The following is a 12,333-nucleotide window of genomic DNA, read 5'->3' as shown; positions in this document are numbered from 1 at the left end:
CGATGGACACCGGCCCGGCCCCCGGCCCCGCTCACCGGAGTCGCCGTCGGCGACGGCGCGCCGCGTGGTCGCACCGGCCGCGCCCGGCTCCGTCCCGCCCGGGCACGGCCTTCCTCGCCACGCTTCAGGCGTCGCCCGCCGGCCGCCGTGCCCGGTCGTCCCGGAGGCCCAGCAGCGACCGGGCCACCGCGGTCGGCGACTCGTTCCTCTCCCGGGCGAGCGTGAGGAGGGCCCGGCAGGCCAGCTCGTTGACGCCGAACGACAGCATGCCGGGGGAGACCCGGCCCGCCGCCTCCTCCGCCCGGGCCGCGTCGTCCTCGGCGCACGCCGCCACGTAGTCCGCGGCCGCCTCGAACAGGTTGTGTCCCTGCCGGGGCCGCGGTGGCGTCGGCGCGGGGGTCTCGGGTGCCCGCCGGGCGGAGGGCAGGAGCCTGCGCAGTCTTTCCGGAATCCGTGCCACGCCGCACCGCCCTTCCCGGGCACGACTGCCCGGTACGACCACGGTAGACAGTGAAGTGCCGGGACAGAAGGGTGCGTTGGCAGGTAGTGGTCACGAAGAGACCCGGCCACGCCGGACCGGCCGCGGACCGGCCGCGGACCGGTGGGGCAGGGCGGTGGGGAGGGACGCCACGCGCGCGTGCCCGGGCCTCGCGTGCCACCCGGATTCCGAGTTCCCGGGCGCCGGCCGGGTCGTCCCCGGCCGCGGCCGGTCTCTGCCGCACGAGCCGGCGCGGCGGTGCGGCGCGCGGCGGTGCGGCCTCAGCTCTCGCGGACGGCCAGGGCCAAGTAGCGCGTGTCCTCGTCGACGTAGCTGTCGAGCCGCCAGCCGGCCTCGGCGAGGACGCGGCGCAGCCGGGGTTCGGCGCGCAGGTCGTCCGGTGTGATCCGCCGGCCGTGGCGGGCCGCGAGGGCGGCCCTGCCGATCGGGTGGAAGAGCGCGAGCCGGCCGCCGGACCGTACGACCCGGGCGAGTTCACGCAGGTCGGCGACGGGTTCCGCCAGGTGGGAGATGAGACCCGCACCGAACACGGCGTCCAGCGCGCCGTCGCGCACCGGCAGACGGCCGACGTCGGCGAGCAGCAGGGTCGCGCTGCCGTCCGCTCCGCCTCGCCCGGCACGGACCGCCTGTTCGAGCATCTCGGGGGTGAGATCGGCGCCGAGCACGGTCCCGGAGGGACCGACGGCGGCCCGGAGCGGCGGCAGGGCCCGCCCGGTCCCGCAGCCCGCGTCGAGTACCGCGTCGCCCGGGCGCAGCCCGAGTTCGCCCACGGCCGTCGCGTAGGCGGGTCCGTCGTCGGGGAACCGGCTGTCCCAGTCGGCGGCGCGGGCACCGAAGAACTCTCGGACATCTGTGGGGTCATCGCTCATGAGCTCATGATTCCGTACTCGGAGGGGTGAACGTTCTGCGTGCACGTTCGAGCCCGGCGCGATCGTTCGGAACCATCTCTCTGTCATATTCCATCAGCTTTCGAAATGCGCCCCTGGTGCGCCCCCCGATGCGCACTAGCGTTCCTGAGCCATGGGACACCTGGACCACGCCACCTTCGGCTGGCTGACACCTGCACTGTCGTACGCGATGGCCTGCGTCGGCGCCGCCCTCGGGCTGCGCTGCACGGTACGAGCGCTCGACGCGACCGGTCGCTCGCGGCGGAACTGGCTGCTCACCGCGGCCTCCGCCATCGGCACCGGCATCTGGACGATGCACTTCGTGGCGATGCTCGGCTTCGGCGTGACCGGCACCGACATCCGCTACGACGTTCCGCTCACCATCCTCAGCCTCGTCGTCGCCATGGCCGTCGTCGGCGTCGGCGTGTTCGCCGTCGGCTACGGACGCGACCGGGTCCGCTCGCTCCTGATCGGCGGTCTGACCACGGGCGTCGGCGTGGCGAGCATGCACTACATGGGCATGGCGGCGCTCCGGCTCCACGGCGAGGTCCGCTACGACCCCGTACTCGTCGGCCTCTCGGTCCTCATCGCCGTCGTCGCCGCCACCGCGGCCCTGTGGGCGGCCCTCAACATCCACTCGCCCGCGGCCGTGGCCGTCGCGTCCCTCGTGATGGGCGCGGCCGTCAGCAGCATGCACTACACGGGCATGTTCGCCGTACAGGTGGAGGTGGCCCCCTCCGGAGCGCCCCTGCCGGGCGCCACGGTCATGCAGTTCATCTTCCCGCTCGCGGTCGGCCTCGGCTCGTACCTCTTCATCACCTCCGCCTTCGTCGCCCTCTCCCCGACGGCCAGGGAGCGGGACGCCTACGCCTCCGCGGGGCGCCTCACCGAGCCGGACGAGCACGCCGTCGACGTCGCGCCGCCCGGCTTCCGGACCGCCCCGACCGCCCGTACGCCCATGAACTGACCCTCACTCCGCCAGCTTTGCCCGTCCCGCAGGACCCACCGCACCAGAGACAGCCGCAGCCGGAACGAGGAGGCCATGCGAACTCCCCGCAAGACCAAGGGCGCCGAGGCGACGGCGCCGCCGACGGGGGCCGCGCGCGGGCGGCGCGCACACGCCGGACCGCCCGCCGACGAGCCGGGGGAGCCCACCCCCGAGGCCTTCCCGACCACCGCGCGGGCGGTCGCGGGCGAGGCGCACCCGGTACCTCCCGCCGCGCGCCGGATCCCCCCGGCGCGTCTCGGCCTCCGGCCCCGTACCGTCCGCGCCAAGATCGTCTCCCTCCTGATGGTTCCGGTCGTCTCGCTCCTCGCACTGTGGGGGTTCGCCACCGTCACCACCGCCCAGGACGTCGCCCGGCTCCGCCAACTCCAGCGCGTCGACGCGGAGATCCGCCGGCCCGTGACGGCCGCCCTCGCCGCCCTCCAGGACGAACGACGCGCCGCCGTAAGGCAGGTGGCCGCCCCCGGAGCCGCCCGGGCCGCCGAGCTCAAGGACCGGATCAGGCGCACGGACGAGGCCGTCGACCGGCTCCGTCTGGACGAAGAACACACCGTCGGCGACACCGGGGACCTGCCCGGCGGCGTCGGCGACCGGGTGGGCGCGTTCGTCGGGAAGGTCGAGGGTCTCGCCGAACTTCGTACCGCCGCCACCGACGGGCGGGCCGACTGGGACCAGGTGTACGAGGAGTACACCGCGGCGGTCTCCGCCGCCTTCGCCGTCGGTGGCGCCCTCACCGGCATCCAGGACACCCGGCAGGGATCCGACGCGCGCGTACTCCTCGAATTCGGCAGGGCCGGCGAGATGCTGTCCCGCGAGGACGCCCTCCTCACCTCCGCCCACCTCGGCGGCCGTTTCACCGAGGAGCGGCTCCGCGCCTTCTCCGGGGCCGTCGAGACCCGGCGCACCCTCACCGCCTCGGCCACCGCCGACCTGCCGCCCGCCGAACGCGCCGCGTGGACCCGGCTCGCCGAGAGCGGAGACCACACCCGGCTCACCCGGGCGGAGGACCTGATCCGTACCGCGAGCCCGGGACGCCCCGCCGCCCAGGCGGTCACCTCGGCGGACTGGGACGCCACCCTCGCCGCCGTACGGAGCGGACTCACCGCGATCGAGACCGACGCGCGCACCGCGGCGGCCGACCGGGCCGACCCCTTCGCCGGCGGTGTGCTCGGCGCGGGCGGCGCGGCGGTGGTCCTCGGCCTCGCGGCCGTCGCCGCCTCCCTCGTCATCTCCGTACGCATCGGCCGCGGCCTCGTCGTCGAACTCGTCAGCCTCCGCAACACCGCCCTTGGCATCGCACGAGGCAAACTCCCCGCCGCCATGCGCAGGCTGCGCGCCGGCGAGGAGATCGACGTCCAGGCCGAGGCCCCGCCGGGACCCGTCTCCCAGGACGAGATCGGGCAGGTGGGCGAAGCCCTCACGACCGTTCACCGCGCGGCCCTCTCCGCCGCCGTCGAACGCGCCGAACTCGCCAGCGGCATCTCCGGGGTCTTCGTCAACCTCGCCCGGCGGAGCCAGGTCCTCGTCCACCGTCAGCTCAACCTCCTGGACAGCATGGAGCGGCGCGCCGACGACCCCGGCGAACTCGGCGACCTCTTCCGGCTCGACCACCTCACCACCCGGATGCGACGCCACGCCGAGAGCCTCATCATCCTCTCGGGCGCCGCCCCCGGCCGCGCCTGGCGCATGCCCGTCCCGCTCACCAACGTCGTCCGCGCCGCCGTCTCCGAAATCGAGGACTACGCGCGCGTGGAGGTCCACCGGCTTCCCGAGACGGCCGTCATCGGCGGCGCCGTCGCCGACCTCACGCACCTCCTGGCCGAACTCATCGAGAACGCCACCCAGTTCTCCCCGCCCCACACCAAGGTGCGCGTCAGCGGCGAACCCGTCGGCAACGGATACGCCCTGGAGATCGAGGACCGGGGGCTCGGCATGGGCAGGGAGACCCTCGCCGAGGCCAACACCCGCATCGCCCAGTCCGAGGCCCTCGACCTCTTCGACAGCGACCGGCTCGGCCTCTTCGTGGTCAGCCGGCTCTCCTCCCGCCACGACATCAAGGTCCAGCTCCGGACCTCTCCGTACGGCGGCACGACGGCCGTCGTCCTGCTGCCGACCGACCTGCTCCAGGGCGCGCTGCCGCCGGGCCGCGGCACACCGGCCCCCGGGCAAGGGCCCGACGCGGTCCACGCCGGACCCTCGCACGCGCGCGATCCCCGTACGGCCGCCCCCGGCGGCCGGGCCCCGGACGCCGACGACCGCCGGAGCGACGACGGACACGGAAGCGCCGTAGGACACGGCACCGACCGGTTCGGTACCGAGTGGTCCGGCGCCGACCGGTCCGGCGACGACCGGCGTACGGACGGCTCCCGTGCCGCACGCGAGCGCGAGGAGGCGCACCGGGCCGAAGCCCGCCGCTTCGGCCGGCCACCGGCGCCCCGGTCGCCCGGACGGGGCGGCCCGCCCGTTCCCCTCGGCCCCGCCGTCACGGAAGCCACGCCCGCCGGCCCGTCGTCCGGGGGATCCGCTCCCGCCGGGTCCGTCCCGGAACCCCGCCGGGCCGCCCCGCGGCCGGGAACCCCACCCCAGCCGGGAACCCCACCCCAGGAGACGGGGAGCCCCCGGCCTCCCGTGCCGCCGTCCGCCCGGCCACAGCCGCTGCCGCGCCCCACCGCCGTCCCCGCGCTCGCCGCGCCGCCGGAGCCCGGACCGCCGCCCGCCAGGGTCACCGAACTGCGCCGCCGCGGCCCCTCCGTACCGCCGCCGACGCGGGAACAAGCCCCCGGCACGCCCGCCGTTCACCCCGGACACGACGACTCCGAGGCCGAACTGCCCCGTCGGGTACGCCAGGCCAGCCTCGTTCCCCAGCTGCGCGAGGCACCCGCTCCCGCACCGGCCTTCGTGCCCTCCGAGCCCGGCGCGGACACCCGCACCCCGGAGCGGGTGCGGGACCGGATGACCGCCTACAGGGACGGCTGGCAGCGGGGCGGCGGCGCCGCCCCCGGCAGCAGGCGCCCGCTCGGCACCGGCTTCGACGGCGAGCCCGCCGAGGCCCCCTCCACCCGGCCTCGTTCGGACTCCCGCACCACGGAGGCCGGCGGCGGCACCGGCCACGGCCTCGGCCACGGCACCACCCCCCTCGACGACCCCCGTTCCGAAGGAGACCACGCATGATCGACCACGAGAGGATCTCCCACCACCGGTCCGGCGAACTCGACTGGCTCCTCGACGACCTCGTCATGCGGGTCCGCGAGGTACGCCACACCGTGGTGCTCTCCAACGACGGCCTCGCCGTCGGCGCCTCCAGCGGACTCAGCAGGGAGGACGCCGAGCACCTGGCCGCCATCGCCTCCGGCTTCCACAGCCTCGCCAAGGGCGCCGGGCGCCAGTTCCACACCGGCGGCGTCCGCCAGACCATGGTCGAGATGGACGACGGCTTCCTCTTCGTCGCCGCGGCCGGGGACGGCTCCTGCCTCGCCGTCCTCAGTTCCGTGAGCGCCGACATCGGCCTCATCGCCTACGAGATGGCCCGCCTCGTCAAGCGCGTCGGCGAGCACCTGCACACCCCGCCGCGGCTCACGGTGACCCCACCGACCGCCGGCTGACCCGGAGAGACCCATGAACCAGGACAGCACCGGCGACGGCCCGTCCGTGCCGGGCAGTCAGTGGTACGACGCCGACGCCGGACCGCTCGTACGCCCGTACGCGATGACCGGCGGACGGACCAAGCCGGGGCCCAGCAACGTGAGGTTCGACCTCATCGCCCTCGTCGTCGTGGACGACGACCCGCCCGGACCGGCCGAGGAGTCGCTCCTCGGCCCCGAACACCGGTCCCTGCTCACCCTGTGCCGGGCCGAGACCCAGTCGGTGGCCGAACTCTCCGCCGACGCCGACCTGCCCGTCGGCGTCGTCCGGGTCCTCCTCGGTGACCTCCTCGAATCGGGCTTCGTACGCGTCAGCAGACCCGTACCGCCCGCACAGCTCCCTGACGAAAGAATCCTGAGGGAAGTAATCGATGGCCTACGAGCGCTCTGAGAGCAGCGGTGCGGACGACGGCGCGGACACCACCGCCCTCGCCCTGAAGATCCTGGTCGCCGGCGGATTCGGCGTGGGCAAGACCACCCTCGTCGGCGCGGTCAGCGAGATCCGGCCGCTGCGCACCGAGGAACAGCTCAGCCGCGCAGGGGAGTCCGTCGACGACACCGGGGGAGTCGACCAGAAGACCACCACGACCGTCGCCATGGACTTCGGGCGCATCACCATCCGCTCCGGGCTCTCCCTCTACCTCTTCGGGACGCCCGGTCAGGACCGGTTCTGGTTCCTCTGGGACGAGCTGTCCCAGGGCGCTCTGGGGGCGGTCGTCCTCGCCGACACACGGCGCCTGGAGGACTGCTTCCCCGCGGTCGACTACTTCGAGCACCGGAAGATTCCCTTCCTGGTCGCCGTCAACTGCTTCACGGGCGCGCGTACCTACGGTGCGGCGGATGTCTCCCGCGCCCTCGACCTGGACCGGGGCACGCCCGTCGTGCTGTGCGACGCGCGCGACCGCGACTCAGGGAAGGAGGTGCTCATCCGGCTGGTCGAGTACGCCGGACGGATGCACACCGCCCGGCTCCTCGACACCGTCGGGTGAGCCGAGGAGGGAGGGAAGAGGAAGGGGAGGGAAACGTCCTGGCCGGAGACGCCGTTCAGCTCGCCGTGCCCCCTCGTGCGGCACGCACGGGCGTGGTGCGGTGCTTGCCCTGTCCACGACAGTGCGTAAGGCTTGCGGGGATACGGCGACACGGCGGACCACGACGGCACGGGACCGCGGGACCACGGGACCACGGCCGGCGGGGACGCACCACCTAGGGGGAGGACCACTGATGGCGTTGGACAAGGAACTCGACTGGCTGCTCGACGACCTGACCCAGCGGGTCGGATTCATACGGCACGCGCTGGTGCTGTCGAACGACGGCCTGGTGACGGGCGCGAGCAGCGGGCTCGCGCGCGAGGACGCCGAGCACCTGGCCGCCGTCTCGTCCGGTCTGCACAGCCTCGCCCGGGGTTCGGGCCGGCACTTCCGGGCGGGCAGGGCGCGGCAGACGATGGTGGAGTTCGACGAGGCGCTGCTCTTCGTGACGGCGGCGGGTGAGGGAAGCTGCCTGTGCGTCCTGAGCGCGGCGGAGGCGGACGTCGGCCAGGTGGCGTACGAGATGACGCTGCTGGTCAACCGGGTCGGCGAACACCTCGGCGTGGCTGCGCGACAGCCGGGCCGTCCGGGCGGCGGTGTGCTCTGACGCCTCGAGTCCGGCGCCCTGAGTCCGGCGCCTGAGACCGAGTCCGTTCGTCCTTCCCCTCGTCCCGCCGTCCCTCCGTCCGCGCGCAGAGGTGTTGTCCACAGACCGTGCGGGGGTCGTCACTCTACGTTACATTCTTGGTGTGGGGCGGAAGGGCCGCGTCACGGGGAACACGGACGTACGGGGAGGGCCACGGCATGACGGTGGACGAAGGGGCGCGCACGGTGACACCGGGGCGGGCCGCACAGGAACTGGAACTGAGGCGCGAGGAGTTCCGGCTGGCGGTCCAGCTCGGCCTGGTGAGGACGGCGCAGGTGCGAGAGGGCGGCGGACAGCGGCGGATCGAGCGGTGCGAACTCGACCGTCTCAAGGCCGCGCCGGACTTCCCGGCCGGCCTGCGAGAACGGGTGCGCGCGGTCGGAACCGGGGAGGCCGCCGCGCTTCTGGAGATCACCCCGGACCGGTTCACCAGGCTGGCCAGGACGGGACACGTCAGCCCGGTGCGGTTCTCCCTGAACCGCTACCGGGCGGTGGTGTGGACGTATCTCGCGGAGGAGGTCGCCGAGTTCGGCCGCACCTGCCCGGAGCTGCTCACCGGCCGACTGCCCCTGGACCTCCGCGAACGCCTTGCCGCGCACGAGGACCGGCGGCCCGGGAACTGGCGGGCTCGACGGCTCGCCGTGCTGCTCCGCACCGCGGGCGACTCCTGGGCACGGGCCGCCGCCATCGCCTCGCAGCTCGACCCGGTGCAGGTGGCCGAGGTCGTCGACGATCCGTACGAGCGCGCCCACCTCGACCGGCTGCGGCCGGCGCCACCGCCGGGGGTGCCGGTGCGGGCCCCGGCACGGGAGATCGCCGAGCGCCTCACCCGGGCCGACGACCCGGACGAGATCCTCTGGCAGCGGACGAGTCTGGTGCTCGCCCTGGACGAGGCGCGCGCCGAGCGGCCGGCTCCGTACCCCGGCGAGACCGGCGCCGTCGTGCCGGGCGTCGCGGCGGCGGTCCTGGCCGGCGGCTGGGTACCGGTGGCGCCGCGGCCACCGGTACCGACCAGGGCGCCCGTACTGACCAGCGCGCCCGTACCCGCTGTGCGGCCCGGGGTTCCCGTGCCGACCGGATCCTCCGGGGTTTCCGCGCCGCCCGTGCCGGTGGTGCCGCTCGGGGCGGCGGCCGTGCCGTGGGGCGGCCCCGAGGCTCCGCCCGTACCACCGCCCCCGTCCTCGCCGCCCACGGCGGTGCCGGTTCCGGCGGGGCGGCCTGCGGTGACCGACCGTCCGCCGGGCCGTGCGGCACGCGGCAAGCTTCTCGACAGGTTCCGCCGCAGGAGGGCGGACGCCGGACGGGGCGCCGGCCGGAAGCGCCCGGTGTCCTGGCCCTGACGCCGTCGCCCGCGGGCGATCTCGCGGAGGTGTCGGCATGCGGCGCTCGAGGGGTGTGGGGAGGATGGGCCCATGCTGCTCGCCCGTGTCGCGGAGGTGTCCCGGGAGGTCGCCGCCGCCTCCGCGCGTTCGCGCAAGATCGGACTCCTCGCCGAGTTGTTCGCGGAGGCCGCGCCGGAGGAGAGCCCCCTCGCCATCGCGTACCTGTCGGGCCGGCTTCCGCAGGGACGGATCGGGGTCGGGTGGAGCGTCCTCAAGGGCGTCGTCCCACCCGCGGTGCCTTCCGTCGAGCAGCCGATCCTCACGCTCGGACGGGTCGACGAGGTGATGACGGAACTCGCCGAGGTCTCCGGGCCGGGCGCCCGCGCCGCGCGGACCCGCATCGTCCACGCCCTGTTCGCCGCCGCCACCCACGACGAACAGGAACTCCTGCTGCGGCTGCTCACCGGCGAGGTGCGGCAGGGAGCCCTCGACGCCATCGCCCTGGAAGGAGTCGCCCGGGCGGCCACCGTGCCCGCCGCCGAACTTCGGCGCGCCGTGATGCTCGAAGGCGCGCTGCCCCCGGTCGCCCGGGCGGTGCTCGCCGAGGGCGGCGCCGCCCTCGACCGGTTCGCCCTGCGGGTCGGCAATCCCGTCCAGCCCATGCTGGCGCACACCGCCGCATCCGTCACCGAGGCGATCACCGCCCTCGGGCCCTGCGTCGTGGAGGAGAAGTTCGACGGCATCCGCGTCCAGGTCCATCGGCGCGGGGACGAGGTCCGCGTGTACACCCGCTCGCTCGACGACATCACGGGCCGGCTCCCCGAAGTGGTGGCGACCGCCCGCGCGGTGCCCGGCGACGCGTTCATCCTGGACGGCGAGGTGATCGCCCTCGACGCCGGTACGGGACGCCCCGTGTCCTTCCAGTCCATCGCGTCCCGGGTCGGTTCCCGCGTCGACGTGGCCGGCGCGCGGGCGGCCCTGCCCCTCACCCCCGTGTTCTTCGACGTCCTCGCGGTCGACGGAGAGGGCCTGATCGACCGGTCGGGCCGCGAACGGCACGAGGTCCTCACCCGACTGCTCCCCGAGGCCCAGCGGGTCCGCCGGGTCGTCGTCACCGACCCGGCGGACCCTGAGCAGACCGGCGCGGCCGAGCGGTTCTTCACCGACACACTGGCCCGCGGGCACGAAGGCGTCCTGGTCAAGGCGCTGGACGCGCCGTACGTCGCCGGCCGCAGAGGACGCACCTGGCTGAAGGTGAAACCCGTCCACACCGTCGACCTCGTCGTCCTCGCCGCCGAACGGGGCCACGGGCGCAGGACCGGGCTCCTCTCCAACCTCCACCTCGGTGCCCGCGCCGCCGACGGAGGCTTCGTCATGCTCGGCAAGACCTTCAAAGGACTCACCGACGAGATGCTGCGCTGGCAGACCGAGCGGCTCGGAGAGCTCGTCGTGGAGGACGACGGATTCACCGTACGGGTACGGCCCGAACTCGTCGTCGAGGTCGCCTATGACGGGCTCCAGACCTCGACGCGCTACCCGGCCGGTGTCACCCTCCGCTTCGCCCGTGTGGTGCGCCACCGTCCCGACAAGCCGGCCTCGGAGGCCGACACGGTCGAGGAGATCACCGGCCGTCGCTGAGTCGCCGGGTGGGCCTCGCGCGACGACGTCCCCCGAGAGATGCTGGAGTCGTGCCACGACGAGTGCCGGTACGACGAGCGCGGGATGCCCCGAGCGACCGGCGGGCCGCGAGGAGATGAGCGACGTGTACGACTTGCACATCGACACCGACGTCACCGTGCAGCTGTGCGACTGCAGCCAGGAGGACGCCCAGGCCGTCTTCGACGTCCTCGACGGCGTCTACCGGCTGGAGGACACGGCGGCTCCGGGGCCACAGACGGCCACGGGACCTTCCCCCACCGTCTGGACGTCCACCTACGACACGGCCGGGGGCCCACACGAGGAAGTGCGTCCCACGCGTCTGACCTCCCCGATCAACGCCACGCTCACCGGCGGGTACCACGCCGTCGACGAGGTCGAGAAGGTGCTCGCCGCCGGCTTCGACATCCAGTCCCTGCACTCCGTCTCCGGTGATCAGGAGACCGAGGCCCGGCTCCTGCTCGCCTCCCGCTGAGCGGACGGATCGTACTCCCCGGACGGAGCGGACGGGCGCCGTCCGGGGTTCACGTGTGCCCGTACGGCGGAAGGACCCCGCCGATCTTCCCGGTATACACCGTGTGTAGAGTGCTCGTTCGGCCCTGACCCGCCCTGACCAGGTGGTTTCCGGCCGCATCGAAGACATCACCGGGAAAGCGGGTTCACCATGTTCCGATCCAGGCCGGGCCGACGCACGGGGGCCGTCGCCGTCCTGTTCGCCGCCGCGTCGCTGATGCTGACGCTCGGCGGCTGCGGAGTCGACACCGTCACGCCGCAGGACGCCAGAGGAGACGGTGGAACGGACGACAAGGCGGGCTCCACGGCCCGCCGCGTCGACTGCGCCAAGGTCAAGTGCATCGCCCTGACCTTCGACGCGGGGCCGGGCAAGGACACCCCCCGGCTCCTCGACATACTCAAGGAGAAGAAGGTCCCCGCGACCTTCTTCCTGCTCGGCCGCAAGCACGTCGACCGCTACCCCCAGGTGGTCAAGCGCATCGCCGACGAGGGGCACGAGGTCGCCAACCACACCTGGACCCACCGGATCCTGACCGATCTGGACGCGGCGGAGGTCCGTGACGAGCTGTCCCGCACCCAGGACGCCGTCGAGAGGATCACCGGCCGGAAGCCCACCCTCATGCGCCCGCCGCAGGGCCGTACCGACGACACGGTGTCCGACGTCAGCCGGGAACTCGGGCTCGCCCAGGTCCTCTGGAGCGTCACCGCCAAGGACTACTCCACGACCGACTCGGCCCTCATACGGCAGCGCGTGCTCGAACAGGCGCACGGCGACGGGATCATCCTGCTCCACGACATCTACGACGGCACGGTCCCCGCCGTCCCGTCGATCATCGACGAACTCAAGCGGCGGGGCTTCACCTTCGTGACGGTGCCGGAGCTCCTTGCCCCCGGCACGGCCGAGCCGGGCGCCGTCTACCGTCCCGAGAAGGACTGACAAGCCCCCCGAAAGGGGGTGAGGTGACTCACATCCCCCACTCGGGAACGCTCGGAACATTCGGGAAAGGTTTACCGTTCATACGTATGTGACTGCGAAGGGGTCCGGTCCCCAAGGTCCCCCCCAGAGGTGACCGCCCTTCGTGTCACGGCGAGCGGCCCCGGTTGGAATCCCCCGTCCAACCGGGGCTCTGTCGTT

At 73.9% G+C, this 12,333-nt stretch carries 12 protein-coding genes; 10 read left to right on the top strand and 2 right to left on the bottom strand.

Annotated features, from left to right (window positions below):
* Positions 1-124 precede the first annotated feature (124 nt).
* A complete protein-coding gene (locus ACFWUY_RS11145) occupies positions 125-460 on the bottom strand; it encodes a hypothetical protein (RefSeq protein ID WP_384105384.1) in 336 nt (111 codons plus the stop codon).
* A gap of 299 nt (positions 461-759) precedes the next feature.
* Positions 760-1,368: a class I SAM-dependent methyltransferase gene (locus ACFWUY_RS11140; protein WP_384105381.1), complete on the bottom strand. Its 609-nt coding sequence runs from the start codon at positions 1,366-1,368 to the stop codon at positions 760-762.
* Positions 1,369-1,519: 151 nt separating this feature from the next.
* Between ACFWUY_RS11140 and ACFWUY_RS11135 the strand changes: the two genes are divergently transcribed.
* The 10 genes from ACFWUY_RS11135 to ACFWUY_RS11090 all read left to right on the top strand — a co-directional run bounded on the left by ACFWUY_RS11135 (position 1,520) and on the right by ACFWUY_RS11090 (position 12,135).
* Positions 1,520-2,353, top strand: coding sequence for an MHYT domain-containing protein (locus ACFWUY_RS11135; RefSeq protein ID WP_384105378.1), 834 nt, complete (start codon positions 1,520-1,522; stop codon positions 2,351-2,353).
* Between the two features lie 75 nt (positions 2,354-2,428).
* The gene (locus tag ACFWUY_RS11130; protein ID WP_384105375.1) at positions 2,429-5,563 is read left to right on the top strand and encodes a nitrate- and nitrite sensing domain-containing protein; all 3,135 of its coding nucleotides are present in this window, start codon (positions 2,429-2,431) and stop codon (positions 5,561-5,563) included.
* On the top strand, positions 5,560-5,994 hold the full coding sequence (locus ACFWUY_RS11125) for a roadblock/LC7 domain-containing protein (RefSeq protein WP_384105372.1): 435 nt from the start codon (positions 5,560-5,562) through the stop codon (positions 5,992-5,994). Before ACFWUY_RS11130 ends, ACFWUY_RS11125 begins: the two co-directional genes overlap by 4 nt.
* Positions 5,995-6,007: 13 nt before the next feature.
* Positions 6,008-6,424, top strand: coding sequence for a DUF742 domain-containing protein (locus tag ACFWUY_RS11120; protein ID WP_384105369.1), 417 nt, complete (start codon positions 6,008-6,010; stop codon positions 6,422-6,424).
* Complete coding sequence (locus tag ACFWUY_RS11115) at positions 6,405-7,022, top strand: ATP/GTP-binding protein (RefSeq protein WP_384105367.1); 618 nt, start codon at positions 6,405-6,407, stop codon at positions 7,020-7,022. The genes ACFWUY_RS11120 and ACFWUY_RS11115 overlap by 20 nt, the downstream gene beginning before the upstream one ends.
* Positions 7,023-7,254: 232 nt before the next feature.
* Entirely contained in the window at positions 7,255-7,668 is a 414-nt protein-coding gene (locus ACFWUY_RS11110) for a roadblock/LC7 domain-containing protein (RefSeq protein ID WP_384105365.1), read from the top strand.
* Positions 7,669-7,865: 197 nt separating this feature from the next.
* Positions 7,866-9,047 carry a DUF6397 family protein gene (locus tag ACFWUY_RS11105; RefSeq protein WP_384105362.1) on the top strand — a complete coding sequence of 394 codons (1,182 nt, stop codon included), beginning with the start codon at positions 7,866-7,868 and terminating at the stop codon, positions 9,045-9,047.
* Between the two features lie 72 nt (positions 9,048-9,119).
* A complete protein-coding gene (locus ACFWUY_RS11100; RefSeq protein WP_384105359.1) occupies positions 9,120-10,667 on the top strand; it encodes an ATP-dependent DNA ligase in 1,548 nt (515 codons plus the stop codon).
* 115 nt (positions 10,668-10,782) lie between these two features.
* Positions 10,783-11,160, top strand: a complete 378-nt coding sequence (locus tag ACFWUY_RS11095; RefSeq protein WP_384105357.1) for a hypothetical protein — start codon at positions 10,783-10,785, stop codon at positions 11,158-11,160.
* Between the two features lie 189 nt (positions 11,161-11,349).
* Complete coding sequence (locus tag ACFWUY_RS11090; protein ID WP_384105354.1) at positions 11,350-12,135, top strand: polysaccharide deacetylase family protein; 786 nt, start codon at positions 11,350-11,352, stop codon at positions 12,133-12,135.
* Positions 12,136-12,333 lie beyond the last annotated feature (198 nt).

Origin of the sequence: Streptomyces sp. NPDC058664, assembly GCF_042716635.1 — a bacterium.
In the GTDB taxonomy this organism is placed as follows: Bacteria; Actinomycetota; Actinomycetes; order Streptomycetales; family Streptomycetaceae; genus Streptomyces.
The sequence above is the reverse complement of the archived record's forward strand: the minus strand, read 5'-3'. Positions and strand labels throughout refer to the sequence as shown.

Excerpts from the sequence above, each read along its gene's own strand:
- ACFWUY_RS11140 (WP_384105381.1), bottom strand. The coding sequence starts at position 1,368 with ATGAGCGATGACCCCACAGATGTCCGAGAGTTCTTCGGTGCCCGCGCC.
- ACFWUY_RS11135 (WP_384105378.1), top strand. The coding sequence starts at position 1,520 with ATGGGACACCTGGACCACGCCACCTTCGGCTGGCTGACACCTGCACTG.
- ACFWUY_RS11130 (WP_384105375.1), top strand. The coding sequence starts at position 2,429 with ATGCGAACTCCCCGCAAGACCAAGGGCGCCGAGGCGACGGCGCCGCCG.
- ACFWUY_RS11125 (WP_384105372.1), top strand. The coding sequence starts at position 5,560 with ATGATCGACCACGAGAGGATCTCCCACCACCGGTCCGGCGAACTCGAC.
- ACFWUY_RS11120 (WP_384105369.1), top strand. The coding sequence starts at position 6,008 with ATGAACCAGGACAGCACCGGCGACGGCCCGTCCGTGCCGGGCAGTCAG.
- ACFWUY_RS11115 (WP_384105367.1), top strand. The coding sequence starts at position 6,405 with ATGGCCTACGAGCGCTCTGAGAGCAGCGGTGCGGACGACGGCGCGGAC.
- ACFWUY_RS11110 (WP_384105365.1), top strand. The coding sequence starts at position 7,255 with ATGGCGTTGGACAAGGAACTCGACTGGCTGCTCGACGACCTGACCCAG.
- ACFWUY_RS11105 (WP_384105362.1), top strand. The coding sequence starts at position 7,866 with ATGACGGTGGACGAAGGGGCGCGCACGGTGACACCGGGGCGGGCCGCA.
- ACFWUY_RS11100 (WP_384105359.1), top strand. The coding sequence starts at position 9,120 with ATGCTGCTCGCCCGTGTCGCGGAGGTGTCCCGGGAGGTCGCCGCCGCC.
- ACFWUY_RS11095 (WP_384105357.1), top strand. The coding sequence starts at position 10,783 with ATGAGCGACGTGTACGACTTGCACATCGACACCGACGTCACCGTGCAG.
- ACFWUY_RS11090 (WP_384105354.1), top strand. The coding sequence starts at position 11,350 with ATGTTCCGATCCAGGCCGGGCCGACGCACGGGGGCCGTCGCCGTCCTG.